Origin of the sequence: Escherichia sp. E2562, from assembly GCF_005781075.1 — a bacterium.
Lineage (GTDB): Bacteria > Pseudomonadota > Gammaproteobacteria > Enterobacterales > Enterobacteriaceae > Escherichia.
This window is the reverse complement of sequence record NZ_VATM01000013.1, coordinates 45,916-72,721: the sequence shown is the minus strand read 5'-3', so window position 1 is coordinate 72,721 and position 26,806 is coordinate 45,916. Positions and strand designations below refer to the sequence as shown.

The following is a 26,806-nucleotide window of genomic DNA, read 5'->3' as shown; positions in this document are numbered from 1 at the left end:
TCTATGCAACTGAACTTAATTATATAAATTAAGTTCAGTTAATATCTTTTCTTTCCTCGTTTTAGAAATAACTCAATCTTCCTTCGGTAAGCACTGCAAATGCCCGTGCCGTACGCCGCGTTGGGCGATAACGTCATCAGCAAAATGCTGCACGTCGCCCATGTCACCTTTCAGCACGGCGATTTCAAGGCAGTCGTCGTGATTAATGTGCACATGCAGCGTGGCGACCGAGAGATCATGGTGGTGATGCTGCGTGGAGACAATACGGCTGGCTAAGTCGCGTTTTTCGTGTTCATACACATACGACAGCACCGCGAAACCTTGTGTGCCGTGCTGCTGGGTAGCTTCCTGCGCCAGGGCGCTGCGCAGAATATCGCGGATAGCTTCGGAACGGTTGTTATAACCACGACGCTGGCTCAGGCTGTCCAGCGTCTCCAGTAAATCGTCATCAAGTGTGATAGTGACTCGTTGCATTGACTTAAACCTTTTCTGCGGCGCGACGGCGCACGGGGAATGCGGGTAATACCGCGTTTTGTAGCACACGTCCGGCGTCAGAGGAAAAGGTTAATTTATCTCCCACCACCTGGGTTTCGACGATTTGTCCGTTGTCCATCACCATCACCCGCTGACAGAAGCGTTCTACAAGACGTAAGTCGTGGGTGATGAACAGGCAGGCGGTGCCAAACTGTTGTTGTAGCTTTTTCAGCAGGCGAATGACGCCCGCCTGTAACACGAGATCAAGGTTAGAAACGGCTTCATCCAGAATCAGCAGTTTCGGTTCGACCGCCAGCGCGCGCGCCAGGCAGACGCGCTGGAGCTGGCCGCCGCTTAACTGCGGTGGGCGCTTGTCGAGCACGCTGTCGTCGAGGTCGACCGCCTTCAGCATTTCGCTGGCGCGCGCCAGTTGCTCCGATTTTTTCAGCGATAGCAGGTGGCGCATCGGTTCACGCAGGATCTCGCGCACGGTTTTGCGCGGGTTAACGGCGCTGATAGAGTCCTGAAATACCATCTGAATATCGCGACGGAAGGCTTTTCGCTGGGCGCGATTAAGTTTCGTCAACGGTTCGCCGCGCCAGCTAATATTCCCTTGTGAGGGAGACTCTAAGCCTACCAGCAGCCGCGCGAGAGTGCTTTTCCCGCAGCCGCTACGCCCCAGCAGGGCGACGGTTTCACCGCTTTTCAGGGTCAGGGAAACGTTATTCAGCACCGCCTGATGCTGGTGCTTACCGCTAAATCCACCGTGCGCATAGTGATGGGAAAGGTCGCAGACGTTAAGTAAAGTCATGATGCCAGCTCCATACCGTAAAGGGCGAGGTGAGCCGAAACCAGGCTGCGCGTCACCGCATGTTGAGGGGCGTTAAACAGCGTTTCGACATCGCCCTGTTCGACAATCTTACCGTCAGACATTACCGCTACGTCATCCGCCAGACGCGCTACTACGCCCATATCATGAGTGACCAGCAGCATCCCCGGCGCCTGTTTTTGCATAATGCTTTCCAGCAGATCGAGAATGCGCGCCTGCGCTACCACGTCAAGGTCGGTGGTCGGTTCATCGGCGATGATAAATGGCGACTCGCACAGCACCGCCATCGCAATCATCATGCGCTGCAACATGCCGCCGCTCATCTCGAACGGGTACAGCTTCAGCACGCGTGCGGCGTTTTCCAGCCCCACCGCTTCTATGGCCGCGGTAAGCGTGGCGTCGTCGGCGGGTTTCCCCAGCGCCAGGCAGGTTTCACGCGCGTGGGTGTGCATGGTGTGCAGCGGATTAAAGGCGCTGCGCGGGTTCTGCATGATGGTGGCAATTTTGATGCCGCGCAGGGCGCAGGGAGAAACCGGTTTGCCATCGGCTAAAATTTCCCCCGCCGTCTGGCGAACGCCAGCGGGCAGAATGCCCAGCGCTGCGGCGCAGGTCAGTGATTTTCCGCTGCCGCTGCCGCCGACTAACGCCAGCACGCGCCCGCGTTGCAGGGTTAACGATACACCGTGCACCAGCGGCTGCGCGGCCTGTAGCGCGATATTACGGAGTTCAATCTGTTGCGGCATTAGTGTGCGTGCTCCGTCACCAGATGAGGGTCCAGATGATCGCGCAGTGCGTCACCCACCAGGTTAAAGGCCATCACGCTGATAAACAGCGCCAGCCCCGGCCAGAACATTTGCAGCGGCTGGGTCCAGATATACTGGCGCGCGTCGTTAATCATCACGCCCCATTCGGCGGTCGGCGCGGTCACGCCGAGGCCGAGGAAGGACATACCCGCGACGTGCAGCATCATATGGCCGATATCCAGCGTTGCCAGCACCAGCAGCGAGGGGATCACCGCACCTGCCAGATGATCAACAAACACCCGCACATGGCCCGCTCCAGAAAGCCGTGACGCCAGCACAAACTCGCGCTGGCGCAGTGAAATCACCAGGCTGCGCACCATGCGTGCATACCACGCCCAGTGCGACAGGGCGATGGCGATAATTACGTTGGTCAGCCCGGTGCCGAGCACTCCAACCATAAAGAACGACAGAATCGAAGTCGGGAAGGTCATAAACATATCGGCAACGCGCATGGTGGCCTGATCAACGCGCCCGCCAATCAGTCCGGCGCTGCCGCCAATAACCAGCCCTAATGTCAGTACCAGCAGCAGGCAGGCCATTACCGAACCGAGCGACACGCGGGTCGCTGCCATCAGCCGCGAGAAAATATCGCGCCCTAAATGATCGGTGCCCAGCCAGTGCTGCGCATCCGGTGAAAGCAGGCGCGAAGGCAAATCAATCGCCTGGGGGTCATACGGCAGCCACCACTGGCTGGTGAGCGCAATCAGCGCCAGCAGGGCGATAATGATCAGCGCCAGGCGAACCGACCAGCGGGAAGAGAGGAAAAAGTTCACGCGTGCGCTCCTTCATGACGACGAATGCGCGGGTCCAGCGCGGCGTTGAGCAAATCAACAATCAAATTACAGACCACAAAAACCACCACCATCATCAGCGTAAAGCACTGAATAACCGGATAGTCACGGTTAAAAATCGCCGACACCGCATAGCGCCCGACGCCCGGCCAGGCAAAGATGTTTTCGATAATCATCGTCCCGCCGATAAGCTCGCCGATGTGCATCCCCACGGCGGTGATCATCGGCAGCGACGCATTGCGCAGAATATGGCGGCGTTCGGTCTGTTTGTCGTTCAAACCGCGCAGTCGCGCCCAGGTCACATGACGCTGACCGGCGACGTCCAGCATACTGGCGCGCAGCAGCCGCGCGTTAATCGCCAGCGACATAAAGGCGATGGAAACCGCAGGCAAAATGATGTGCTGCCAGCCGCCGTAGCCCATTGCGGGTAGCCATTGCAGATAGACCGAGAAGAACATCACTAGCAAAAACGCCAGCCAGAAGTTAGGCATCGACACGCCAAGAAACGCGATGAAACGTACGGCGAAATCCGGTAAACGGTCGCGATGGCGCGCCGCCCAGATACCGAGCGGTACGGAAGTGAGCAGAATTAATACCAGCGCCGCGCCCGCCAGTTCCAGCGTGGCGGGCAGGAAGTTCAGCATATCGTCCAGCACCGGGCGTTGGCTGGCGAATGAGATACCAAAGTCAAGATGCAGTGCTTTCCACAACCAGGTGCCGTACTGGACGTACAGCGGCTGATCCAGCCCCAGCATGGTGCGGGTAGAGGCCAGCATCTCCGGTGTCGGCGGCAGGTTAGACAGACGCAGATAATCGAGCGCCGGGTCGCCGGTGCCGAGGCGCAGCATCAGAAAAATGATCACCGAGGCGGCGAGCACCATCGGGATCAGCAGCAGAAAGCGGCGTAATACGTAACGCAACATTAAGGTTTCACCGGTTTAATCTGTTCGAACGGAATTTCGGTGGCGATCGGCGCGTAGGGGATGTTACCCAGCTCCGGTTTTGATACCACCATCATTGAGATGTAACTGATAGGCAGATAAACCGCCTCGTCATGCAGACGGGTCAGAATGTCGCGATACAGCGCCTGACGTTGCGTTTCGTCATGGGTCGCCAGCACTTCGCCGATCTCTTTATCAATCAGCGGTTTGTCGGCTAATCCTTGCTGTGCCTGGAAGTCAGCGTGCGACGGTACGCGCATTGAACTCAGGAAGGCGTGTGGATCGTATGGCGCGCCCCAGGTGCGGTGGAAAATCATGCCAAAACGACCGTCGCGCTGACGAGCATAGATACTGCTCTCTTCTTCGCCAATCAGCGAGACATCTGCGCCAATCTGGCGCATATCAGCCTGAATGATTTCCGCCATTGATTTGCTTAACGCATCGGTACCGATGAACGACAGTTCAATGCGCAGCGGCTGACCGTTTTTCTCGCGGATGTCTTTGCCCGCAGGTAGCGTCCAGCCTGCTTTTTCCAGCAACTCTTTCGCTTTCTGCGGATCGTACTGGCGCGGTTTCAGGCCGAGGTTGGCGTAGGGTACAGAAGGGGCAAACAGAGTGTCTGCGACCTGCTGGGTGCCATACAACGCGTTATCAATCAGCGATTTTTTGTTTACCGCGTAATTGAGAGCTTCACGTACTGCCAGCTCGTTGGTGGGGGCTTTGGCGGTATTAAGTGCCAGCATCACGGTTTCGATCGGCTGTGACAGTTGGGTGTGGTAAGCCGGATTCTGGCTAAAGCGGGCGAAGGTATCGAGCGGTAATAACCCTTCGTTTCCGTACAGCAGGTCGATATCGCCAGTTTCAAACGCCACCGCGCGGGTAGTCGGGTCCGGGATCACGTTAAACGTGATCTTTTTAATCGCCGGCTTTTCGCCCCAGTAGTTTTCGTTTCGGACGAAGACATCGTACTGATTCAGTTTCGATTCCTGCAAAACCCACGGCCCGGTGCCAATCGGCGCTTTAATCCCGTTCATGGTTTCATGGTTTTTAAACTGCGAGGGGGCGATAAAGCGGAAAGGGCGTGGCAGGGCCAGTTCTTGCAGGAAAGGATAGTAGGCGCTTTTCAGGGTGATTTGCAGCTCGTTTTTACTGAGTGCTTTGACATCAACAATCTGGTTTGCCAGCTCCAGCCAGGCGTGACGTTGACGGTTATCGAGCACTGCGCGGAAGTTTTCTGCCGCCGCCTCTGCATCAAACGGTTCGCCGTTAGAGAATTTCACGCCATCACGCAGAGTGAAGGTCCAGGTTTTGCCATCTTCCGAATGGGTCCAGCTTGTTGCCAGCCACGGGATCACCGAACCATCAGCCTGATATTTCACCAATGGTTCATAAACCATGCTCTGGGCGAACATCTGATTAGGCGTGTAAAGGTGTGGGTTTAGTGGCCCGACATTCACCGGCCAGGCGGTGGTGATTTCATCTGGCGCGGCGGCATGAACGATAAAAGACGCACAAGCCAGCAGCGCAAATAGAGTGCGGCGGAGTGTGGAGAGCATGGTAACCCCAATGGATTAAAATAGATGGCGGAAATAAGTATGACGATTTTAAGTATTCGTCATACTGATTACCTGTTCTGGATCAAGAGATAGGCAGTCGGACGGGCGGATCAGTTAACAGAATCGATCCATTGCACACTGTCGGCGGTGAGCGTAAAGGGGGTAGGGGTGCAGATTGCCAGACTTAAATTGTCGAGCTGGCAATGGCTGACTGACAGCGATGACTGATAGGTGCTGTCTACGCTGACGATCTGCCAGGCGCTGCCACCACGCTGTTTAACGATGGCTTCTTTGCGCGTCCAGATGCGCCAGAACATTTCCAGTTGCTGATCAGGATGCACGGCGTCCATCTCAGCATGTTCCCCGAGGCTGAACACGGCGTTCGCCAGCCAGCGCCAGTTGGCGCGCGGGCGAATCACTTCGATATCGCAGCCGACTTCGCCTTCATCGCTCAACAGCAGGGCGATATCGTCACCGCTATGGCTTAAGTTGAACCATAGCGGCGTTTCCGGCGCGAATGCAGGTTTGCCTTGTTCGCCATAGATGATCTCCGGTAGCGGGGAAAGCGTGTGCGAAAGCAATGCACGCCCCGCCAGCCAGCGTTCGCGTCGTGGACCTTGCGGTGCTTGATCGTGTAAAGCCGGTGGCAGTGGAGCTGCGCTTAAGGTCGAAACTTTCCCCAGAACTATCCGATACATATCAGGGCCAACGTTTAATGATGATGGATGTATTAATGCCGCCAAAGGCAAAGTTGTTACTCTGCAAAAACTCACAATCAACCTTGCGGGCTTCATGCATGATGTAATCCAGCGCGCCACAGTTCGGGTCTGGTTTATTCAGGTTTAGCGTAGGAGCAAACCAGCCTTCGCGCATCATTTGCAGACTCATCCAGGCTTCGAGCGCGCCACAGGCACCAAGCGTATGACCAAAATAACTTTTCAGCGAGGAGAGCGGCACATTATCACCGTAAATGGTTGCTGTCGCCAGACTTTCTGCCACATCGCCGCGATCGGTCGCCGTACCATGCGCTGAAATATAGCCGATATCTTGTGCGCTTAACCCGGCGATTTTCAGCGATTGCTCCATACAATACTGCATGGTTTCGCGCTGCGGCTGGGTAATATGTGCCGCGTCGCAGTTAGTCGCAAAGCCGACGATTTCACCGTAAATGGTTGCGCCGCGCGCTTTGGCGTGCTCCAGTTCTTCGAGAATGAGCGTCCCAGCGCCTTCACCAATCACCAGCCCGTCGCGGTTTTCATCGAACGGTGAAGGTGTGGTTTTCGGCGCATCATTGTGCTGGCTGGTGGCGAAAAGCGTATCAAATACCGCTGCTTCTGAAGGGCATAACTCTTCGGCACCACCAGCAACCATCACCGTTTGATAACCGTGGCGAATGGCTTCCCACGCATAACCGATCGCCTGGCTGCCGGAGGTACAGGCGCTGGAGGTTGGGATCACCCGCCCGCGCAGGCCGAAAAAGAGGCCAGTATTAACGGCGGTGGTGTGCGGCATCATCTGCACATAGGTGGTGCCAGTGATGTTATTGGTGTGCTTTTCCGTCAGCATGGTGGCAAATTCGCTCACCGGACCGGTACTGCCGGTCGATGAACCGTACGCAATGCCCGTTTCGCCGCTGGTTAATATCGGATCGCCAATCAACCCTGCCTGCTCTAACGCCAGCTCGCTGGCGCGGGTCGACATTTGCGACACGCGGCCCATCGCACGGATACGCTTGCGGGTGTAGTGCTCCGGTAGCGTGAAATCATCAATAGGCGCGCCAAGCAGGGTGTGCAGGCCATCGTAAACCTGCCACTCCGGCATTTTGCGCACCGCGTTTTCATACGCCAGTAAGCGTGCAGAAACGTCCTGCCAGTTTTCACCAAAGGCAGTCACGCCGCCCATTCCTGTAATCACTACGCGACGTGTCATAACATCCCTCCGTTGATGGAAATAACCTGGCGGGTGACGTAACCCGCAATATCAGACATTAAATAGCTGGCAAGCCCGGCAACTTCTTCCGCCTGGCCCATGCGTTTCATGGGGATCATCGACATTGCCTCTTTCAGGGCGCTCTCTTCCATTTCGATCATCCCGGTATCAATAAGTCCCGGCGCGATGCAATTGACGGTGATTTTGCGCTTCGCGAGTTCGATAGCCAGTGCTTTTGTTGCGCCGATAATTCCGGCTTTGGCAGCGCTGTAATTCACCTGGCCGCGATTGCCCATTACGCCGGAAACCGAGGACAGCGTGATGATGCGTCCACCCTGGCGTGCACCGATCATCGGCATAATGCACGGCTGAATGACGTTGTAGAAACTGTCGAGATTGGTGTGGATCACCGCATCCCAGTCGTCATCGCTTAAAGCCGGAAAAGCGGCGTCGCGGGCGATCCCGGCGTTACTGACTACGCCGTACCAGGCGCCGTGTTGCGCGATCTCGTGCTCCAGCACTTTCCGACATTGTTCGCGGTTTGCAACGTCGAAACTGAGCAAACGCCCGTTACCACCGTTGGCGACGATGGCATTCAGCGTTTCCTGAGCGCCTGCGGCGTCACGGTGATAGTGAACGCCAATGTTAAAGCCGTCTGCCGCCAGTTGGCAGGCGATGGCGCGACCAATGCCTTTGCTGGCACCAGTAACCAGAACTGAACGACTCATCAGGACGCTCCTTGTTGAAACAGGGTGGTAAGTTCTTCCGCGGTCGGCTGGAAGGTGTTAATGCGGCCCGTCGCCTCGCCATCGTTGATGCTGCACTCAAAACTGCCGAAGCGATCGTCTTGCATCAGCAGTTTGACGGTAATGGTCAGCGTCTGGCCTGCGGGCAGAATGCCAGTGGTGCAAAGCAATTCACGCGCGCCCAGTACCATCCCTAACTCAATACTGTTTTTGCCCTGCTGGTGGCGATGCCAGCCAGACCAGACGCCGACGGTTTGCGCCATCAGTTCAAGGGAAAACCAGCCGGGGAGATTGCCGTCCGGGTCGAGAAACGGTGCCAGTACGCCACTGGGCGAAACCGTCACGCGGCACACCGCGCTGTCATCGCTGACGCTCACCACGTCTTCCAGCAGTAACATGGGCGCGTCGTGGGGCAGATAAGCGCCGGGGGATAAATAGTGGCTCACGAAACCCTCCCGAGCAGAATGCTGGCGTTATTGCCACCAAAGGCGAAGGAATTGGACAGGATCACTGGACGTGCCAGCGGCTGCGGTTTTTCGATAATGCCACACGGTGGCAGCGTGGGATCGCGCGGCGACAGGCTGAAGTCCTGAGCGGGCAGCGGCAAATCACGCTGTAAGATCAACATGCTGATTGCTGCCTCGGTAATGCCCGCCGCGCCCAGCGTGTGTCCGGTCAAATGTTTGGTGGAACTGCAAGGTACGCGTTCGCCAAACAGGGCGTTAACCACCATCGATTCAATCTGGTCGTTGAGTTGTGTGGCGGTACCGTGCAGGTTGATATAGCCGACGTCATCTGGCGTAAGCTGTGCATCAGCCAGCGCCTGATTAATAGCGCGGATCGCCCCTTCGCCCTGCGGATGCGGGGCCGAAATATGGTAAGCGTCGCTTGATTCACCAACGCCCAGCAACGCGATGGGCTGCGGTTCGCGGGTTAATAACATCAGCCCCGCCCCTTCGCCAATGGTAATACCCGCGCGGTCACGACCAAACGGCTGACATAAGGTTGGCGAGAGCGATTCGAGGCTGTGAAAACCGTTAATCGGCATTCGGCTCAGGGTATCTGCGCCACCCACAATGGCGGCATCGACCAGCCCCGCTTCGATAAGTCTGCGCCCGCTGATCATCGCTCTGGCACTGGAGGAGCAGGCGGTTGAAAGGGTATAGGCCGGGCCGTCGAGCGCCAGCCAGTGGCTGAGAAAACGCGACGGATCGCCGAGTTCCTGTTGTGCATAGTGCCACGTGGTGCTCGGCTGTCCGTTGGTGCGCAGCTTAACGTGCGTGTCGCCTTCATGCAGGCCGGAGGTGCTGGTGCCAAGCACAATCGCGATGCGCTCGCGGCCATATTTCGCGATAGCGTCATCAACCTGCGGCTGGATCTGCGCCAGCGCCGCCAGCAGGATCTGATTGTTGCGCGAGCGGTGCGCAGCGAATTTTTCCGGGATAAGCGGAAGCTCGCCATCCACGCCAGCCAGGACTGCCTGCGGATGCCCCTGCAACCAGCCTGCGCGTGGGCGCATTCCGGGAGCGGCACCGCGAGTCAGGTTGGTCGCGATTTCGTCAAGGTTATTTCCCAGGGCGTTGATCATGCCGACGGCGGAAATATAAATCATATCAGTCACCTAAGTATTGAATGGTGATGTGGTATTTAAAGACATGCTGCTCAATGCTGATTGGCACGCGTTTGCCCTTGCGATTCAGATAGGTGATTTCCGTGACCAGTTTGCCGCTGGCGTTACGCAGTTCGCGTTTGTCGCCGTTGTCGCGAAGCGTCCAGCCTGCGGGGAGTTGCGGTTGCCAGGCGCTAATCGGCCAGTGGCTGAGCATTACGTCAGCAAGTACCTGACTTGCGGGCGGTAACTGTGGGACGACGATGGATTGCTCGGCGCGTAGCCCTTGCGCATCGTAGGTCACCAGAAACAGGCGAATGCCGACTGACGACAGCCCGGCAAGGGTGATTTTCTGGTCGTCGGCGTTAAGCATCACTAGCAGCGACTGGGTTTTGCCGTTGAAGCTTCCGGTCAATAGTTGTTGGGAATTGACGGCGGGTGAAATCCCCGGCGCAGGCAGCGTGATGCGTGTGCCAGGTTGCAGCCACGCTTGCGGGCGGCCTTCCTGTTCCGGTTGCGAGTGGCTACAGCCGGTGAGGATAAGCGTAGCGGTCAGGGCGAGCGCTCGCCAGAAGGTAGGTTTGATCATTTTTTTGTTCTCTTTTTATCGGGCATAGCCAGCGGCGAAAGCAGGAAGGCAGTGAAAATACCGCTCACCAGCACAATGCCAAAACTGCTGATGGCCTGGGTGGCGCTGAATACCAGCATACCCAGCGTCAGCAAGGTGGTGAGCATTGCCAGCGTGATCGCCAGTAGTGAAGTTAACGGTGTACCGCGCGGATTACTGAAAAACAGCGTGTAGTTGATGCCGATGCCAAGCACCAGCACCAGCGCCAGTAGCGAAAAGAGATTCACCGCCTGCCCGCTCATCGCCAGCACCGCCAGACCGCAGCCCAGCGAAAGTACCGAAGGCACCAGGCTGATAAGCCCTTTGCGCCAGCCGAGGCGGGCCACTGCGCCGCAGGCAATCACTGCCAGCGCCACCAGCAACAAGCCGGTTAAGACGTAGCGGTAAAGTGCGAACAATTCATCAAAGGTACTTTTGCGATCAACCCAGGCAATGCCGCCAGGGTAATAGCTGGCGATTTCCTGCAACAACTCGCTACTTTTAACCCCTTCAACCGGCACCAGTACGCCGCTTGCGCCGTTTTCCAGCGTCAACCACAGCAGACGCCAACCTTCACTGGCGGGGCTTGCCAGCCATTCATCGACCTTCACTGGCATGGCGTTGAGATCTGGTTTCACCGCCGTCAGCCCGGCATTTTGCAGCGCTTTCGTTACTGTCGGGGCAGCCGTTTTCAGCAGATGTAAATCTTCCTCCTGCCGCGCCAGGGAGTTCAGCGGAATAGTGCGGTAGTTGCTGATAAGGCCGTCTTTTTTCGCTTTCTCCAGCGAGGGGGTAAATGTCTCCAGTCGTCCCAAGGTTTGCTGTGGGGAGTCGCCGTAAACTACAAACCATTTTTGATCGACGCTTTGTCCGGTCAGGGCGGTAATGGCTTTTTCCTGCGCCAGAATATGCTGCGGCAGCGCCTGTAACTGCGAGATATCGTCATCGACGCGCAGCATTGACATCCCCGCCAGCGAAAACAGCGCCAGCGCGACGGGCAGACCCCGCGACAGTTTTTTATTACGCCGCCACGCTGCCAGCCAGCGCAGCATCAGCGCCATCGCCGGAACCGGACGCGCCGGCAGGCCACGACACAGCCACGGATGCCAGAACAGGACGGTCAGACAGGAGGCGCTCAACCCGACGGCGGCAAAAATCGCCATCTGGCGAATGCCGGGGAAGGGGGCGAGCATCATAATCAGATACGCCGCCACGGTAGTGATCAGCGCCAGCAGCAAGGCATTGCGCACTTTCGCCAGGCTTTGCCACGGCGAAACGTCGTTGCCGTGCACCATCCGCTCGGTGAGGTAATAGAGCGTGTAGTCAGCGGAAATGCCAATAACGCTCATGCTCATCACCAGCGTCATCAGGTGTAATTCACCGAAAATCAACAAGGTGGCGACCGTTCCCGCCAGCGCGCCGATGCCGATGGAAATCACGCAAAGCAGCAACGGGCGTAAAGAGCGGAACACCGCCACAATCAGCAAAATCACCCCCAGCAGCGTTGCCACGCCCAGGGTGGAGATATCCTGCTTCGCCTGTTGACTGGCGTAATCGCTGTAAAACACCGTGCCGCGCGAGAGCAGTTGCGCCTGCGGGTAACGTGTTTTCAGATCTTTTTCCAGCGTATTCAGGGTCGTGATGAGCTTGTGGGTTTGCTGCATATCAAACGACGATCCCGCCAGTTCTCCGTGCAGCAGATACCAGTAGTTGCCCTGGGGATCCTGCGTCACCAGCCAGCCGTCCATCAGTCGTAAACGCTGGCCGTTTTTCGCCATCGCCAGCTGCGAGCCGCGCATTAACATCAGCGGATCGTTTTGCAGCTCCTTGCCGCTTACCCCGGAGAACGCAGAATAAAGCTGGGAGAGGATCCACTGCGCCTGCGCTTCGCCGCCGTTTTGCAGGCGGGCGCGGGTGTCGGGGTCCATCAGGCCGTTGCGGTGCTGCCAGAAAAATGCTCCCCACGCCTGCTGGCTGGCGGCATCCATTGGCCCTTTAACGTCGCCGAGCGCAGCGGATTTTTGCAGCAGCGTCAGCCACTCCTGAGCCACCCTGGGATTAGCCTCTTTACCGGGGCTGACCAGCCACACCAGTTGGCGGTCCAGACGCTGCATAAAGCCGTCATTCAGCGCTGGGGGAATATCGCCCATCGCCTGTTTGGGTAACATAGCCAGCACGCTACTGTTCAGCCGTGATTGCGGCAGCAGGATCAGCAACGCCGCCGCCATGACCAGGCAGACGAACCCCCATAACAGCGCGGGGCGTTTACTGGGCGGCAAAACGTTGGAGTTCGTCATCAGTCAGTTGCGCTGGCGTCAGTTGATGTTGGGTAAGAGCGATATCGGTGCGATCGCCCTGTTTATCATTAAGCTGAATGCTCTCCAGATAGGTTTGCCCGGCGAGATCGATGGTGTTGAAAATTTTATCCAGCGGCGTGGTGGTTGGGGTCAGGCGCAGCGTCCAGCGGCCTTCGCCTTTGTCAGCAAATTCGACGCGGAAGTTTTGTTCCAGCACTTTGCGATCGGCCTGGAACAGCGCGCGCAGCAGGTGGTTAAACTGGAACATCTGCGGGTTATTTTCTGCCGTGATGATTTGCGGCGGCTGACCGTTGATCACCTGCACCATGCGTTTATCGTCCAGCAATAGCTGCATGGGGAACGGTGAGGTTTGATCCCACAATAACCCATGGTCGCGGGCGATCAACATCTGGCCCTGAGATCGCAGCGGCTGCGGCAGATCTTTAATCGTCCGGGTTTGATCGAAATGGGCGCGGATCACCGGCTGTTCGGTAAAGCGTTGCTGAAGATCGTCCAGGGTCAGGGCGCTTACAAACGGGCTAATCAGCAGCGCCAGCAGCGGTAAAAATTTCATGGTTTGACTCCCATGCGTTCAAACAGAATATCGGGGCTGACAAAGCACAGTTCACGGCTTTGTTCCTCTACTGCGACCTGAATGGTGTATCCGGTGGTGGCGCGTTTGCCCGTTTCGGCATCGAAAATCTGATAGCCAATCCGCAGACGGTTTTCGAACTCTTCGATATGCGCACGCACGCGGATGCGTTGCTCAAAGGTGAGGGCGTGGCGATATTTCACCCGCGCATCGACCACTGGCCACAAATAACCTGACTCTTTCATCTGCCGATAGCCGTAATTGAACTGGTTGAGCAGCGCCTCGCGGGCCACTTCAAAGTAGCGAAAATAGTTACCGTGCCAGGCCACGCCCATCATATCGACGTCGTGAAAGGGAATGGTCAGCTCGACTTCAGCGGTAAATCGGGGATCGTTAAGCACCCTTTACTCCTTGTCCTGAATTTCCGGCAGTTGCCAGAAATCGAAAAAATTAAACCAGTCGAGGGGCGACTGGAGCGCGTAATGTTCCAGACGCGCGGCGTAGTGGTCGATAGCGTTTTGCAGTGCCTGTTGGCGTTCGCCACGCGGCAACAGCAGCGGGTCGGCAAAGGTTTCGCAGTGAATATGCAGCTTGCCGTGCTGGCGTAGGGCGAAAATCAGATTCACCGGGCAGCGCAAAATAGAGGCGAGAATAAACGGCCCCTGTGGGAAGGGCGCAGGCTGGCCCATAAACGGACTCCAGCAGACGCGCCAGTCGCCGCCGCGTTGCGGGGTGACGGCGATGCGGTCACCGACAATCGCCACCCATTCGCCGTTATCCAGCTTCTCTTTCAGCAGGATGGCTGTTTCCGGGCCGATATCCGTTACCGGGAGCAGGTTAATGCCTGCCTGCGGAGCCATCTCCTGCATTATCTGTTTAAAGCGTTGGGCGTTTTCGCTAAACACCAGCGCGTTAATGGTTTTGTAGCCCTGAATTTTTGCCAGCGCCCGGCACACTTCCACATCGCCAAGATGCGAGGCCAGCAGCAATTTGCCGCGCGGATCGCTGACGTCAAGCGCCGCTTCTGCGCCTGGCGCAAACAGCACATCGCGCCCCAGTTGTAGCTCGCCGCGCCAGCTGGCGATTTTGTCGAGCATGGCATTACCGAAACGTAGAAAGTGCTGATAGCTGTTGAGTTTTGCTGCCTGTGGTTGATGCTGGCGCACACGGGCGAGCCAGTCTTGCGATGCTTTACGCGCACGGGAGGCGGTGAGCCAGTAGACGCCCACCACCGGGTAAAGCAGCGCGCTAAACGCCGTTCTTCCCAGCAGACGCCAGACCAGCAGCATCAGGCGCATTCCCCATAATCCTTTCACTTCACTCTGCCGCGCCCAGTGGCTGGAAGAGCGGCGCATTAACAGCGAAGGAATACGCGGCAACATGCCGAAAAACAGACGCGTGTGCATGAGCGAGATGCGGACGTTATCTTTCAGGGCATCAAAATGCGAAAGCCCGTCCAGCGGATAGGTGACGCGGGTCGGCACGAAATAACTGGTATTTCCCTGCCAGTAGAGGCGCACCATCACTTCGGTGTCGAAATCCATCCGCTTGCCGATGGTGGCGTGTTTTGCCAGTTGCAGCGTTGGCGCAACCGGATAAACGCGAAAGCCGCACATGCTGTCTTTCAGTTGCAGGGAGAGCGTTTCGATCCATACCCAGACGTGGGTGACCCAGCGCCCGTACAGCCGTGAGCGGGGGATGGAGTCATCGTAAATCGGCTGGCCGGAGATCAGCGCCGCAGGGTGCTGTTCGGCAAGTGCCAGCAGTTTGGGGATATCTTCAATCGCGTGTTGACCGTCAGCATCCACCTGCACCGCATGGCTGAACCCCGCGTCTGCCGCCGCCTGTAAGCCGCGCATCACCGCCGCGCCTTTGCCTGCGTTTTCTGCCTGGCGAATTAAGGTCACGCCAGGCTGTTCGCTAACCAGCTTATCCAGTTGCTGTTGCGTGGCGGCATCGCTGCCGTCATCCACCACAATACAGGGCAGATTAAATGGCTTAAGACGCGCCAGCACGCCCGGCATCATTGCGCCGTGGTTGTAGCAGGGGATCAACACGCAGGGAGAAAAGTTTACCGACATAGGCGGATCTTCCCGCTACTGGCGGTGTGGCGGGCGTCACCGTCGTGACGCTGATAGCTAAAGCTCAGAATCTGGCGATCTTCCTGCCAGTTAAGCGTGAGCGTGACGCGGTTTTCCGGCAGCAACGGAGACTGGAATTTTATGTTCTGAATGGAGTGAAAACGCCAGCCGGGCGCGAGCAGAGTGAGCGCGTAGCTCATCGCCCAGTCGATTTGCGCCACGCCAGGGAGTAATGGTTGCACGGCAAAATGACCGCGAAACCAGAACAGATCTGCCCTGAGATGCAAAACAATCTCAAGGTGATTCGCTTGTGCCTGATGGCGCTCGATTTCATGGGGCTTCATGAAATAACTCCTGTAATTGCGCATAGACACGCTTGTTCATACTGTTTACTGGCATTTCATCAATAACGCGCCAGTAACGCGGAATGGCAACTGGCTCCAGCGTCGGGCGCAGTAATCGCCGCCAAGTCATTTCCTGGCTATGCCCGCCACCGTTCTGCCATTGCAGATGAGCTTCGTCATCCAGCACCAGCAAAACGCCAATGCACTGACGCCCGCCGCGCGTAACGGGAACTGCCGCCACCTCGCGAATACCGTCCAGCGCCAGCAGACGCTGTTCCACTTCCTGCAGAGAAATACGTTTTTCTTCAATCTTAACGATGCGCCCACGACGCCCCATCAGATGGAACTGGCCGTCTTCGCTAAACTGTAAGGCATCGTCGAGCAACAGGCCGTTATCTTCCGTCATCAGCGGTGAAAAGAGGCGAAAAGAATCACCTTCGGCCTGGAACTTCATACCTGGAAAGGGCAGCCAGCGTCGTTGCTCCTGATCGCGGTAACGCCAGGCAATGACGCCGGTTTCCGTGCTGCCGTAGATTTCATCAGGCCAGACGCGTAGCCAGCTCGCGGTGTGTTGTACGTCCTGCCACGGTAGCTCACCGCCAGCAGAGAGAAGCACCTGAACAGGCGGCGGGGATAGCTGAGCATCCAGACGCTTCAAAAATGCCGGGCTGCTGATGAAGATATAGCGATGCTGATGACTCAACGCGGCAAACTGTTCGACATACCAGAGCATGGCGGCATGCAGGGGTAATCCCAGCGCCATTGGCAAGAAAATGCGAAAAGTCAGGCCGTACAAATGCTGCGGCAATACGGAACCGACCACCCGACAACCCGCCAGACGTGCGCCTAATCGTTCAGCCAGCAGTTCTGCTTCACGGTCCAGCAAATGAACAGGTTTAATCACCCGCTTCGGCTGCCCCGTGGAACCAGAGGTAAATAGCTCGATATAAGCGTCTGGCGCTATAGCAGCAAAGGTGAATGATTGTGGCGCGACTTGTGGGGAACTTGCTACCAACAGCAATGAACCTTGCCAGTTAAGTTCGCTGTCGCTAAGCACACCATCGAACAGTTCACGTTGCTCATTAAGCTGGATGACGCGGTTATGCCCCGGAAGCACCGGCGTTTTTCCGGCGTGTAGCGTGGCGAGCAGGGCAACGATAAACAGATAGCTGTTCTCAAAGCATAGCGCCCAGCGTTTCCCGGGCTGTTGCTGTAAACGGCAGATAAGTTGCGCGACATCGTGACGCAAATCGCCCAGCGCCCAGGTGCTTTCGTCCAGCCACGCAATGGGCGTGTCATCAGGGCGTGGCGCAGTCAGCCAGCGTGCAAGCGGTAAGGTCTGCTTCATGAGCGATCTCTTTTCATCACCTGACGGCGCACCAGCCATTCACCAGCCATTAATGTTCCCATCAACAAATAAGCGATCATGCCGTTCCAGGCAGTCCATAACGACATATCGCCATGCAGCGCGGTAAAGAGGGCAATTCCGCCGTTGATGATGAAAAAGCCGCACCAGATTTGCGTGACGTGGCGGGTATAGCGCACGCCCTTTTCTGGAAGGTCTGGCTCCTGCAAACGCGCCAACCGCTCAACTATCGGCATTGCCGACCACAGCGAACCGCCAAAAACCGCCAGCATTACCGCATTAACCACTACCGGGTAAAACAGCAGTAGCTGGTGCGTTTTCAACAGAAAGCTGGCGACACACAAGGCGATGCCCACGACAGCGACGATTTGTGTGACGACCTGGAGCGGCCCCGCCTGGCGACGGGTCTGGCGCAGGCGCAACAAAAGCAGCAGCGCCATCAGCGGCAACAGCCAATGCAGGCCGTTATGTGCCAAACCAAGCCAAATTACAAACGGCCAGGCGAGCAGCAATAATCCGGTCAGCAGCTTTATAATCGGTAGCGAGCGAATGCCCGACATCAGGTCAGGCTTCTTGTAGCAGGCGTTCTACGGCCTCTACGACATCCTGGACTGTACGCACTGCTTTAAACTCTTCCGGCTTGATTTTCTTACCGGTTTTCTTTTGCAGGTGCACAATCATGTCAACGGCGTCGATGCTGTCCAGTTCCAGATCTTCGTACAGGCGCGCTTCAGGTTTGATGTCCTGCGGATCGATTTCAAACAGCTTAACCAGCAGGGCTGAGACTTCCTGATAGACGGTTTGTTGTTCTGTCATGATGGCTTTCCTCAGGCGCGTTGTGCAGCAATGAAAGAGGCCAGAGTGGCGACGGAGAAAAAGTGCTGACGCATCTCTTCACTTTCCGCGGAAAGTACAACGCCATATTCATTTTTCACTGCCAGCCCCAGTTCCAGGGCATCGATGGAATCCAGCCCTAAACCGTCGCCGAACAGCGGCGCATCGGTATCGATATCATCAGGAGTCAACTCGTCCAGATTGAGGGTGCTGATGATGAGATTTTTAATTTCCAGATAAAGCGCTTGCATTATTTATTCCTGAGAGAGGTAAACAACCTTGTTGTAATTGAAGCAAAAGATGCCGGTTTAACTGCCTTGCTGCCAGCGCCGGTTCTTGTGAAGTTGCATCGTAAAATTTATTGATTTCTACCCGCCCACGGACTTCAACCGTAAAAAACGGCCTGGCAGGCGGAACGTCATACCATTTACTTTGTTTATCCAGCAGATGCTCGCTACAGCCGATCGTCACGATGCGTAAATCGCTGGCACAGCGCACGGCAATATTCGCTGCCCCGCGCTGCAACGTCATTTTTTCACCAGGCTTCGTTCGCGTGCCTTCGGGGAAAATCAAGATAGTGTCGCCCTGTGCCAGTCGCTGTTGGCAACGGGGTAAGAGGGTTTCAGCTTCGCTGTTGATTAAATAATCTGCCGCCCGCACGACGCCGCCAAGAAAAGGATTTTTTAACAGCGCGCTTTTCACCAGGCAGTCAGTTTCTGGCATGACTGACGCCAGCAGTACGTAATCGATCAGCGTGGGATGATTGGCTACGACGAGGCAACCGCGTTCCTGACGTAAAATTTCAGCCCCATCAATCCGATAATCCAGCACGCCAAGCCCTTTTGCGACTGTTAAAAACAGACGAAAACTGGCGGCAATGCTGCGGCGCGCCACACGACGGCGGCGGGAAGTATCCCACACCAAAACTAACAATACGTTAAACCACACCACAGAGAGCAGTAGTCCGCCGAGGCCAAACAGGGCAAAACACAACCCGGTCATAACCAGTCGCCATGCCCACTCCAGGCGCGACATCAGCTTACGCATCTGCGGCTCCAGCGCCATTGCACGCGCTCGCCAGGCAGTGAAAATTTATTAGCGTTTTGTAAATAGTGCTGTAAAAATAACATGCTTTGCGGCAGTGATGTTTCATTGCCCGCAATGGCTGGCTGTGTTTCACATTGCCAGTCATCGCCAGCTTCAATCACCAGCGCGACGGCGTACGGCCAGGTCGGCATTTCTGCTGGCAGTTGTGGGTGATAGAACTCAGGCAGAAAGCCATCAAAATCGACCATCAACACGCGCTGGTATCCCGCTTGTAACAGGCTAAGCACTTCACATAAACCTTGCTGGAAACTGTCGCGACCAGCCGAAAGCGATGACGAAACGATCGGTTGTTTGGCCGCAATGGTCAGGTTGCCCACGGAAGAGTTGTGTACGGAGAGCGCGAAGTCTGTCGGAGAGAGTGCCTGTTCGGTTGCCAGTGCATGAACAATGCGGTAATTGCGTTCCAGTTCGCCATGACGACTGGTATACAAAACGGCGTCTATTTGATGGCGGCGTAGCATTGCCAGACCGCACTCCACGGCCAGTTTACTGCCAGAACTGAGACGGCGGGCGGTCATCATTGGCAATTCGCATAATTTTGCCAACGGTGCCGCAGGGTCAACCGCCCAAGGCTGGCGCGACCATGCTTGCCATTGCTGGGCTTCGCTAAGTCCAGGCGCCAGTGCCTTCCAGTCGGTAATATTTAATGTAAATTTCATCAACGCGCGCCCGCGGTAAACCAAAATTATTAAGTGACGATTATTTCTTTTGGCATATCAATAATGTATGCCCAACGCCTAAATTATCGTGGCGCTCTGCTACCTGAAATCCTGCTTTATTCAGATAGTCGTAAAATTTCTCTGCGCTATAGAAACGACTGTTACCGTTTGCCATGCAGGTGAAATAAAGTGAGGAGGCATTCAGGCTAAACGATGCCGCTTCAAACCGCTGCGCATCCCAGAACAACTCCATAATGCAAAGTTTTGCCCCGGGCTTCATTACGCTGGCAACTTTGCTGAGTATGCTAATTATTTGTTCGGGTGAAAAACAGTCTAAAAATTGACTCATCCACCAGATATCAGCCTCGCCCGGTAACGGCGCATCGCTTAGCATATCCACAGCATGGAAATCTATACGATCAGAAAAGCCTGCATTCGTGATATTTTCTTTGGCGAGCACGATTTGTTGTGGCAGATCTAATAACGTAACGGTGATGTTTTCGTTGTATTTACAGCAGCGCAAAGCCCACTTACCGGTATTGCCGCCTACATCGTACAAGGTTGTGGGGTTGTTGGCGAATACATAAGGCAGTGCGGCGTTAAATGCGCCATCTGAATAGTAATGATCAAACGCGAACCAGCTTTCACGGGCAGCGTCAGGTAATTGTGAAAGTGCCGGATATATCGTCGGCCAGTCGCCAAATACTTTTAACCCGGAAGGTTTGCCTTCATTGAGTGAATCGGCGAGGAAGAATAGCCCCTGATAACAGACATCCTGGGTGAAATCCATATTCACGCGCGTCATGGTGTCATGCAGGAGGTAATGACCGATTTTCGCCAGGTAATAAATTCCCTCTTTGCAGGTAATAATTCGCCCGCTTAAGCCCATATCTAACAGAACGCTGGCAGCATATTCGTTGATATGACTATTTTCGGTGATATCAGCCAGCGTTGCGCCATGTTTGCCTTGCCGATCCAGATAAGAAAGTACACCCGCATTACGCAGGCAGAGAGCTGTTTGAAAAAGCATAGGGGCAAAGGCAATGCGTTGAGCTTCGGTAATCGCATCCAGTGCGCTAAGAGAATCCTGTTCGTACATGTTGGGCACAACCTGTTAAGAGGGAATTAAATTATTATCGGACCGAAGCGGCCCGACTTTAGGGGAAATTACAAATCTGCGCCAGCCGACAAATTCAGTTGAATATCTTTGTCGAGATTGCGGACCCAGCGATTATAGTTTTTATGAATTTGTCCGCCTGATGCTTGCAGGTTCTGACTATTTTCATAATTGATATCGTAGCTGGATGCCGTGTAGTTAATGCGAATTTCTGCTGAATGATCGCGTGACTGTTGACGTGCTTTAATTACACCTTGTCCGGCTTCGGACATAATCCATTTGCGTTCAACGCCAGCTTTCAGAATTGCTTTTTTAACTTGATCCTGGGTATGACCGGCGCTGACGGTTGAGTGGACTTGATCAATTGGTGCAGTACGCGCACAACCCGCTAAAGCGCCGACAACAGCAATAGCAGCAAACCATTTCATGTAGTGTTTCATTAAAGCCCCATTAAAGTATTGTTTTTACGAGTAAAGCAGGATTTAACTGTAATTGCTGGTATCACTATTCTTTATTTAGCGAAAAATTTACTTATGAGATAAGTCAGTAAGTGCACATCAGAACAAATCATTTTGAGATGACTAAATTACTGCCAGCGGGGACCAACTATAAGTGAGTGAGAAAAATGAGGCAATAAAAATAACACAATATAATCAGTGCGTTCTCTGGGATGGGAATTTAATGATTATTCGGTGTTTATATATATTTGACTTAAGGAGTGGTTTTTAGAAATTAATTTTCTGAATAATATTGCATCATTTTCTCGAATCAAATGGCCACCGTTAGATAAACGGTGGCCATTATCTGATCAGGGTGCGCTATTACCCCGGTAACCGACTTTTCGGTCTGCCTGGCCCCAGTAAAATCGCCAGTTTGCTACCGCCTTTAGTGGTTTCCATCCAGATTTTACAGACGCTGGTTAATGGCACCGAGAGTAGCATTCCTACCGGACCGAGCAGCCATCCCCAAACCAACAACGAAAGAAATACCACCATGGTGGACATCCCCAGGCGATGGCCCATCATCCGTGGTTCTAAAATATTGCCGATGACCATATGGACAACTAAAAACAATGCGCCGACCAGAATACATTCGTAAACACCATTAAACAGCAGCACCTGAATCATTGGCGGTACGGCGGAAATTACCGCGCCGATATTGGGGACGTAGTTGAGTAAAAACGCCAGTACCGCCCACATCAGCGCAAACTGCACGCCCATCAGCGCCAGCCCCAGCCAGACGATAACGCCCGTCCATAAACTTAGCAGCGTTTTTAATGCCAGATAATGCGAAACGCCTTTTAATGCGCGGTGTAATCCGGCGATGTGAATCTGTGGGTTATTCAACGCAAAGCGCATTTTGTAAGGGACGTGGCGTACTTCAAACAGCATAAAAACAACGGTCATCACCAGCAGAAGTACGCTCGCCATTGCCCCGGAAAGCCCGGTCATTAAAGCGGTGGTGAAGGTAACCACTTTTTCTGAATCCATCCGCTGCAACATTCGTTCCGGCGACATATGCAAATTAAGAAAAGGCAGCATCTCCTGCAATTTAAAAAGCTTGCGCGTCAGCTCCTTATTAAATTTCGGCAGCATAGAGATGAATTCGTTAAACGATGCCGCCAGCACACCGACCAGCGCAGTAAGCGCAATCAACATCACTACGACCACAATCGTAATGGCAACGGGACGCTGAACTCCGCGACGAATAAACCAGGTCACCAGTGGATTGAGGACGATGGCGAAAAACAGCGCCAGTAACAATTGCACAATGATATCTGCCGCTGCGTGAATACCTGCGAGGATGACTACCAGTGAAGCCAGCTTGAGTAGAATGTGCATGCCCGTTTTATCGGGTTGAGATGTTTCCATTGGGGCTTCCTTATGACTTTTTGTATTAAGTGTAGCGGGAGTCACGCCAGCAATATTCTGATTCTTCTTGCTGATTTACACGCCACCACGTGGTAAAAATGAAACACTGTTGTAAAAATGTGGTGCTCCTCATGCCCGTACCTGTTGCCGAACCGGCGCTTAACGGAATGCGCCTGAATTTGCGCATTGTCTCCATTGTCATGTTTAACTTCGCCAGCTATCTGACCATTGGGTTACCGCTCGCCGTGCTACCGGGCTATGTCCATGATGTGATGGGCTTTAGCGCCTTCTGGGCGGGGTTGGTTATCAGTCTGCAATATTTCGCCACGTTGCTGAGTCGTCCTCATGCCGGGCGTTATGCTGATTTGCTGGGGCCAAAAAAGATTGTCGTCTTCGGTTTGTGCGGCTGCTTTTTGAGCGGGCTGGGTTATCTGGTGGCTGGGTTAACCGCCAGTCTGCCAATTATCAGTCTGTTATTACTTTGCCTGGGGCGCGTGATTCTTGGGATTGGGCAAAGTTTTGCCGGAACGGGGTCGACACTGTGGGGCGTTGGCGTGGTCGGTTCGCTGCATATCGGGCGAGTGATTTCGTGGAATGGCATTGTCACTTACGGAGCGATGGCGATGGGCGCGCCGTTAGGTGTGGTGTTTTATCACTGGGGCGGTTTGCAGGCGTTGGCATTAATCATTATGGGCGTGGCGCTGGTGGCTATTTTGTTGGCAATACCGCGTCCGACGGTGAAAGCCAGTAAAGGCAAACCTCTGCCGTTTCGCGCGGTACTTGGGCGCGTCTGGCTGTACGGTATGGCGCTAGCGTTGGCTTCCGCCGGGTTTGGCGTTATCGCCACCTTTATCACGCTGTTTTATGACGCTAAAGGCTGGGACGGTGCGGCCTTCGCGCTGACGTTGTTTAGCTGTGCGTTTGTTGGAACGCGATTGTTATTCCCTAACGGCATAAACCGCATTGGTGGCTTAAACGTGGCGATGCTCTGCTTTAGCGTTGAGATAATCGGCCTACTGCTGGTTGGCGTGGCGACTATGCCGTGGATGGCGAAAATCGGCGTCTTACTGGCGGGGGCGGGCTTTTCGCTGGTGTTCCCGGCATTGGGCGTAGTGGCGGTCAAAGCGGTGCCGCAGCAGAATCAGGGGGCGGCGCTGGCAACCTACACCGTATTTATGGATTTATCGCTTGGCGTGACCGGACCACTGGCAGGGCTGGTGATGAGTTGGGCGGGCGTACCGGTGATTTATCTGGCGGCGGCGGGGCTGGTCGCAATCGCGTTATTGCTGACGTGGCGATTAAAAAAACGGCCTCCGGTGGAAGCACCTGAGGCCGTTTCGTCATCTTAAAACTTACTGAATAACCAGCGTGTTAATGATGTTTTCTGCGGTGGTCTGTGCTTTTTGCTGATCGTCAGCAGGCAGTGTGATTTGCATGGTCAGCAGTTGGTTGCCCACGTTACCAAGAATGACGGAAGAGTACGCCGTCTGGCCTTTCGCGGAGATAACGCTGTCTAACTGCTGCATTTTGTGACCTTTCAGCTCAATGGCTTTGTTGGTCACCACTTGCAGCTGTGGATCGCGGCTACGTTGCTGATCTTCCAGACGCTTCGCCAGCACAGCCAGGTCTTCTTTCGGATCATCGCCCATAATAACAATCACCGCTTTCTGCCCGGTGGCGTCGGACCAGACGTGCATGTTATTGGCCTGTGTTCCCAGCTTACCGCTCTGGTCGGTCATATCCGCTGGCAGCGAGAAGCTTAACTTGCCATCAAGCAGGTTGACGGGATTCGCGGTAGCGTTACTTTCCGCGACTGTACCTTCCGCTGTAGCGTTAGTGTCTTTATCATCACAGGCCGCAAGCCCCATAACCAGCAGGCCAATTCCGACATATTTAACCAGATTGCGCATTGACATCTTCCTTTCGATAAACGGCCATAACGGCTCATTCATCCATCTTATCACAAGTCTGATAACGAACCTTTAACTGGCCTGCAAAGCGTTGATTTCGGATTTATCTGCCAGTCTTTTCAATAGCATATTGAGTAATACGCCATACATTGGCAGGAAAAAAACGATGCTGATTAACACTTTGAAACAGTAATCAACCAGCGCGATTTCCATCCAGTGTTCGGCCATAAAGGCATCCGGACTACGCCAGAAAGCAATGAAGAAGAAGGCCAATGTGTCACTGACGTTACCGAACAGTGTGGACGCCGTCGGCGCCAGCCACCAGCGACGACTCTGACGCAGGCGGTTAAAGACATGCACGTCGAGGATCTGCCCCAGCGCGTAGGCCATAAAGCTGGCGGTAGCGATACGAGCGACAAACAGGTTGAAGTGGGCGAGAGCACCGAATCCCTGCCAGGAACCCATATAGAACAGCGACGAGATGACATAGGAGATCAATAACGCCGGGATCATCACCGCAAAGATGATACGACGGGCCAGCGGTGCGCCAAAAATACGCACGGTCAGGTCGGTAGCAAGGAAAATAAACGGAAAGCTAAACGCGCCCCAGGTGGTATGAAAACCAAAAATGGAGACAGGAAGCTGAACCAGATAGTTACTGGAGGTGATCACCAGCAGATGAAATAACGATAACCAGAACAACGCCTTATAGCGTTGAGTTTGTGAGGAAACGTTCATATTGTACCTTTTTGATTAGCCATTGGGGTGAGGGAACCCAATACGTACGACACGTCTGTTACCTTAACATAATAACGTGCTTACCCTTTTTTCGAGCCGCCGCATGATACTGCTTTACGTTGACAATGCAATGGTTAATTTTCACGCAATCGTTAACCTGGTTTGCTAACGGACATACAGAGCGTAAACTAGCGCCGTTTTTTTATGTGATGAGAAGAAAATGACCGATCTCTTTTCCAGCCCTGACCACACACTCGACGCGCTTGGCCTGCGCTGCCCGGAACCGGTGATGATGGTGCGCAAAACCGTGCGCAATATGCAGCCTGGCGAAACGTTACTGATTATCGCCGACGATCCGGCGACGACCCGAGATATTCCTGGGTTTTGTACCTTTATGGAACACGAACTGGTTGCTAAAGAGACGGATGGCTTGCCTTATCGTTATTTGATTCGTAAAGGCGGTTGATAGGGGCAGACGGGCTTCGATGCCGCCTTTTCCTCTCACCCTAACCTTCTCCCCAGAGGGGCGAGGGGACCGAACGTGCTCAATGTTGCGGCTTGCAACCGGTTTGCAGGACGGATAAAGCGTTCAAGCTGCATCTGCGATACGGTGCACAATGCCTGATGCGACGCTGCCGCGTCTTATCATGCCTACGAGTTCGATGCTCTGTGTAGGCCAGATAAGGCGTTCACGCCGCATCCGGCACGCAAGTGTAATGGAATGCACAAATGGATTATTTAATTCCAGTTTGTCTGGGATTGCTGGGATTGCTGGCGATGTTCGCCCCCAATTGGCTGATGCCTGTTTTTATCATCATGGGGGGATGGCTGGGGGGACTTGCCTGTGGTTGGCTCTGGTTAATGATTTTTTTACCTTTACTTAGCGGTGTCGGGCTTGCTTATGCCCTGTGGTTGATGTTCAAAAGGCCATCATTAGCATCCCGCCTGGTTGCTGCATTCAGTGTTATCTCCGTCATTCTGATGTTAGCGCTATATTACGCTTTCCTGACCATGCCGCCGTTCCCGCCTCAGCACTAATCACGGTATACGGAAATGATTCCAGAAGTGCCGCCAGGGGGATCCTGGCGGCAAAAAGGTTTAACTTTCCCAGGTAATATCCAGCAACTCACCCTGCTCATCAAAATTAAATACCAGCAACTGATCCGAGATATCCTCTGATATCCCATAATCCACCGTCATTTTTAACCTGCCTGGGGCAGGAGCTGCTATCCAGAGATGAACGCCACGTAAAGTGACCTGGTTCGCACAGGCCTCGTGCGTAGGTGGAGTTATATCAAGAGATTGCAATGTTTCAGCATCGAGTTCCTCTAAATGAAACTCAATAAACTCATCAACAAACGCATTTGTTCCTTTCTTTTGCGCAAGTATGTTGCGGATAATTTCAGTACATGCAGGGAGGCTATCCAGAAGGGGAACGATTTTCTCAATGGGGGTATTTGGCAGGACATCTTCAAAAATATTTAGCCAGACAGTTCGTTTTTCATTGTTCAGCGTAACTGTTACGTATTCTGCGAAACCCTCTGACTCATCAACAGCGAGTCTTCCCCAGTAATTTGAATTTAACGTAATCATCCATTGATTCCA

General features: G+C 54.5%; 32 protein-coding genes. 3 read left to right on the top strand and 29 right to left on the bottom strand.

Going from position 1 to position 26,806, the window contains the following annotated elements; genetic code table 11:
* Window positions 1-72 precede the first annotated feature (72 nt).
* The 26 genes from nikR to FEK43_RS17405 form a co-directional block, all read right to left on the bottom strand.
* Window positions 73-474 (bottom strand): nickel-responsive transcriptional regulator NikR, encoded by a 402-nt coding sequence (nikR, locus tag FEK43_RS17530; RefSeq protein ID WP_001190062.1) that lies wholly within the window; start codon window positions 472-474, stop codon window positions 73-75.
* A 4-nt stretch (window positions 475-478) separates the two neighbouring features.
* Window positions 479-1,285, bottom strand: coding sequence for a nickel import ATP-binding protein NikE (gene nikE / locus FEK43_RS17525; RefSeq protein ID WP_135408186.1), 807 nt, complete (start codon window positions 1,283-1,285; stop codon window positions 479-481).
* Window positions 1,282-2,046 carry a nickel import ATP-binding protein NikD gene (gene nikD, locus FEK43_RS17520; RefSeq protein WP_135408184.1) on the bottom strand — a complete coding sequence of 255 codons (765 nt, stop codon included), beginning with the start codon at window positions 2,044-2,046 and terminating at the stop codon, window positions 1,282-1,284. The genes nikE and nikD overlap by 4 nt, the downstream gene beginning before the upstream one ends.
* On the bottom strand, window positions 2,046-2,879 hold the full coding sequence (gene nikC / locus FEK43_RS17515) for a nickel ABC transporter permease subunit NikC (RefSeq protein WP_001008963.1): 834 nt from the start codon (window positions 2,877-2,879) through the stop codon (window positions 2,046-2,048). The genes nikD and nikC overlap by 1 nt, the downstream gene beginning before the upstream one ends.
* Window positions 2,876-3,820 carry a nickel ABC transporter permease subunit NikB gene (gene nikB, locus FEK43_RS17510; RefSeq protein ID WP_130209131.1) on the bottom strand — a complete coding sequence of 315 codons (945 nt, stop codon included), beginning with the start codon at window positions 3,818-3,820 and terminating at the stop codon, window positions 2,876-2,878. The genes nikC and nikB overlap by 4 nt, the downstream gene beginning before the upstream one ends.
* Window positions 3,820-5,394: a nickel ABC transporter substrate-binding protein gene (gene nikA, locus FEK43_RS17505; RefSeq protein WP_130209129.1), complete on the bottom strand. Its 1,575-nt coding sequence runs from the start codon at window positions 5,392-5,394 to the stop codon at window positions 3,820-3,822. The genes nikB and nikA overlap by 1 nt, the downstream gene beginning before the upstream one ends.
* A gap of 110 nt (window positions 5,395-5,504) precedes the next feature.
* Entirely contained in the window at window positions 5,505-6,092 is a 588-nt protein-coding gene (gene acpT, locus FEK43_RS17500; RefSeq protein ID WP_130209127.1) for a 4'-phosphopantetheinyl transferase AcpT, read from the bottom strand.
* 1 nt (window position 6,093) lies between these two features.
* The gene (locus FEK43_RS17495) at window positions 6,094-7,323 is read right to left on the bottom strand and encodes a beta-ketoacyl-ACP synthase (RefSeq protein WP_135408181.1); all 1,230 of its coding nucleotides are present in this window, start codon (window positions 7,321-7,323) and stop codon (window positions 6,094-6,096) included.
* Window positions 7,320-8,051, bottom strand: a complete 732-nt coding sequence (locus FEK43_RS17490) for a 3-ketoacyl-ACP reductase FabG2 (protein WP_135408179.1) — start codon at window positions 8,049-8,051, stop codon at window positions 7,320-7,322. The genes FEK43_RS17495 and FEK43_RS17490 overlap by 4 nt, the downstream gene beginning before the upstream one ends.
* Window positions 8,051-8,515: a 3-hydroxy-fatty acyl-ACP dehydratase gene (locus FEK43_RS17485; RefSeq protein WP_135408176.1), complete on the bottom strand. Its 465-nt coding sequence runs from the start codon at window positions 8,513-8,515 to the stop codon at window positions 8,051-8,053. Before FEK43_RS17485 ends, FEK43_RS17490 begins: the two co-directional genes overlap by 1 nt.
* Entirely contained in the window at window positions 8,512-9,681 is a 1,170-nt protein-coding gene (locus tag FEK43_RS17480) for a beta-ketoacyl-[acyl-carrier-protein] synthase family protein (RefSeq protein WP_135408174.1), read from the bottom strand. Before FEK43_RS17480 ends, FEK43_RS17485 begins: the two co-directional genes overlap by 4 nt.
* A 1-nt stretch (window position 9,682) precedes the next feature.
* On the bottom strand, window positions 9,683-10,267 hold the full coding sequence (locus FEK43_RS17475; protein ID WP_103253585.1) for a DUF3261 domain-containing protein: 585 nt from the start codon (window positions 10,265-10,267) through the stop codon (window positions 9,683-9,685).
* Window positions 10,264-12,582, bottom strand: a complete 2,319-nt coding sequence (locus FEK43_RS17470; RefSeq protein WP_135408172.1) for an MMPL family transporter — start codon at window positions 12,580-12,582, stop codon at window positions 10,264-10,266. Before FEK43_RS17470 ends, FEK43_RS17475 begins: the two co-directional genes overlap by 4 nt.
* Window positions 12,551-13,156 (bottom strand): outer membrane lipoprotein carrier protein LolA, encoded by a 606-nt coding sequence (locus tag FEK43_RS17465; protein WP_135408170.1) that lies wholly within the window; start codon window positions 13,154-13,156, stop codon window positions 12,551-12,553. The genes FEK43_RS17470 and FEK43_RS17465 overlap by 32 nt, the downstream gene beginning before the upstream one ends.
* On the bottom strand, window positions 13,153-13,575 hold the full coding sequence (locus FEK43_RS17460; RefSeq protein WP_000930894.1) for a thioesterase family protein: 423 nt from the start codon (window positions 13,573-13,575) through the stop codon (window positions 13,153-13,155). Before FEK43_RS17460 ends, FEK43_RS17465 begins: the two co-directional genes overlap by 4 nt.
* A gap of 3 nt (window positions 13,576-13,578) precedes the next feature.
* Window positions 13,579-15,255, bottom strand: a complete 1,677-nt coding sequence (locus FEK43_RS17455) for a glycosyltransferase (RefSeq protein WP_135408167.1) — start codon at window positions 15,253-15,255, stop codon at window positions 13,579-13,581.
* The gene (locus FEK43_RS17450; protein WP_024225041.1) at window positions 15,246-15,599 is read right to left on the bottom strand and encodes a 3-hydroxyacyl-ACP dehydratase FabZ family protein; all 354 of its coding nucleotides are present in this window, start codon (window positions 15,597-15,599) and stop codon (window positions 15,246-15,248) included. Before FEK43_RS17450 ends, FEK43_RS17455 begins: the two co-directional genes overlap by 10 nt.
* Window positions 15,586-16,947, bottom strand: a complete 1,362-nt coding sequence (locus FEK43_RS17445) for an acyl-CoA synthetase (RefSeq protein WP_135408164.1) — start codon at window positions 16,945-16,947, stop codon at window positions 15,586-15,588. The genes FEK43_RS17450 and FEK43_RS17445 overlap by 14 nt, the downstream gene beginning before the upstream one ends.
* Entirely contained in the window at window positions 16,944-17,525 is a 582-nt protein-coding gene (locus tag FEK43_RS17440; RefSeq protein WP_130260972.1) for a hypothetical protein, read from the bottom strand. The genes FEK43_RS17445 and FEK43_RS17440 overlap by 4 nt, the downstream gene beginning before the upstream one ends.
* 4 nt (window positions 17,526-17,529) lie before the next feature.
* Complete coding sequence (locus FEK43_RS17435; RefSeq protein WP_000139646.1) at window positions 17,530-17,781, bottom strand: acyl carrier protein; 252 nt, start codon at window positions 17,779-17,781, stop codon at window positions 17,530-17,532.
* An 11-nt stretch (window positions 17,782-17,792) separates the two neighbouring features.
* Window positions 17,793-18,050 carry a phosphopantetheine-binding protein gene (locus FEK43_RS17430; RefSeq protein WP_047643688.1) on the bottom strand — a complete coding sequence of 86 codons (258 nt, stop codon included), beginning with the start codon at window positions 18,048-18,050 and terminating at the stop codon, window positions 17,793-17,795.
* Window positions 18,025-18,846 carry a lysophospholipid acyltransferase family protein gene (locus tag FEK43_RS17425; protein WP_135408162.1) on the bottom strand — a complete coding sequence of 274 codons (822 nt, stop codon included), beginning with the start codon at window positions 18,844-18,846 and terminating at the stop codon, window positions 18,025-18,027. The genes FEK43_RS17430 and FEK43_RS17425 overlap by 26 nt, the downstream gene beginning before the upstream one ends.
* On the bottom strand, window positions 18,834-19,565 hold the full coding sequence (locus FEK43_RS17420) for a beta-ketoacyl synthase chain length factor (RefSeq protein ID WP_130260970.1): 732 nt from the start codon (window positions 19,563-19,565) through the stop codon (window positions 18,834-18,836). The genes FEK43_RS17425 and FEK43_RS17420 overlap by 13 nt, the downstream gene beginning before the upstream one ends.
* A gap of 40 nt (window positions 19,566-19,605) precedes the next feature.
* Window positions 19,606-20,664 (bottom strand): methyltransferase, encoded by a 1,059-nt coding sequence (locus tag FEK43_RS17415; RefSeq protein WP_135408158.1) that lies wholly within the window; start codon window positions 20,662-20,664, stop codon window positions 19,606-19,608.
* A 68-nt stretch (window positions 20,665-20,732) separates the two neighbouring features.
* Window positions 20,733-21,110 (bottom strand): hypothetical protein, encoded by a 378-nt coding sequence (locus FEK43_RS17410; protein WP_130209208.1) that lies wholly within the window; start codon window positions 21,108-21,110, stop codon window positions 20,733-20,735.
* A 393-nt stretch (window positions 21,111-21,503) separates the two neighbouring features.
* On the bottom strand, window positions 21,504-22,553 hold the full coding sequence (locus tag FEK43_RS17405) for an AI-2E family transporter (RefSeq protein WP_130209100.1): 1,050 nt from the start codon (window positions 22,551-22,553) through the stop codon (window positions 21,504-21,506).
* 98 nt (window positions 22,554-22,651) lie between these two features.
* On the opposite strand from FEK43_RS17405, the gene FEK43_RS17400 reads away from it, so the two are divergent.
* Window positions 22,652-23,902, top strand: coding sequence for an MFS transporter (locus FEK43_RS17400; RefSeq protein WP_130209098.1), 1,251 nt, complete (start codon window positions 22,652-22,654; stop codon window positions 23,900-23,902).
* A 3-nt stretch (window positions 23,903-23,905) separates the two neighbouring features.
* On the opposite strand, the gene dcrB is transcribed toward FEK43_RS17400, so the two are convergent.
* Window positions 23,906-24,463 carry a phage sensitivity protein DcrB gene (dcrB, locus tag FEK43_RS17395; protein WP_130209096.1) on the bottom strand — a complete coding sequence of 186 codons (558 nt, stop codon included), beginning with the start codon at window positions 24,461-24,463 and terminating at the stop codon, window positions 23,906-23,908.
* 72 nt (window positions 24,464-24,535) lie between these two features.
* A complete protein-coding gene (locus tag FEK43_RS17390; RefSeq protein WP_130217758.1) occupies window positions 24,536-25,201 on the bottom strand; it encodes a 7-cyano-7-deazaguanine/7-aminomethyl-7-deazaguanine transporter in 666 nt (221 codons plus the stop codon).
* Window positions 25,202-25,421: 220 nt separating this feature from the next.
* Here FEK43_RS17390 and tusA point away from each other — a divergent pair, with 220 nt between their 5' ends.
* Window positions 25,422-25,667, top strand: coding sequence for a sulfurtransferase TusA (tusA, locus tag FEK43_RS17385; protein WP_000130621.1), 246 nt, complete (start codon window positions 25,422-25,424; stop codon window positions 25,665-25,667).
* A gap of 263 nt (window positions 25,668-25,930) precedes the next feature.
* Window positions 25,931-26,239: a hypothetical protein gene (locus FEK43_RS17380; protein ID WP_135408156.1), complete on the top strand. Its 309-nt coding sequence runs from the start codon at window positions 25,931-25,933 to the stop codon at window positions 26,237-26,239.
* A gap of 60 nt (window positions 26,240-26,299) precedes the next feature.
* Here the strand turns inward: FEK43_RS17380 and FEK43_RS17375 are convergent, their stop codons facing one another.
* Window positions 26,300-26,794 carry a DUF2004 domain-containing protein gene (locus tag FEK43_RS17375; protein WP_240780419.1) on the bottom strand — a complete coding sequence of 165 codons (495 nt, stop codon included), beginning with the start codon at window positions 26,792-26,794 and terminating at the stop codon, window positions 26,300-26,302.
* Window positions 26,795-26,806: the final 12 nt, after the last annotated feature.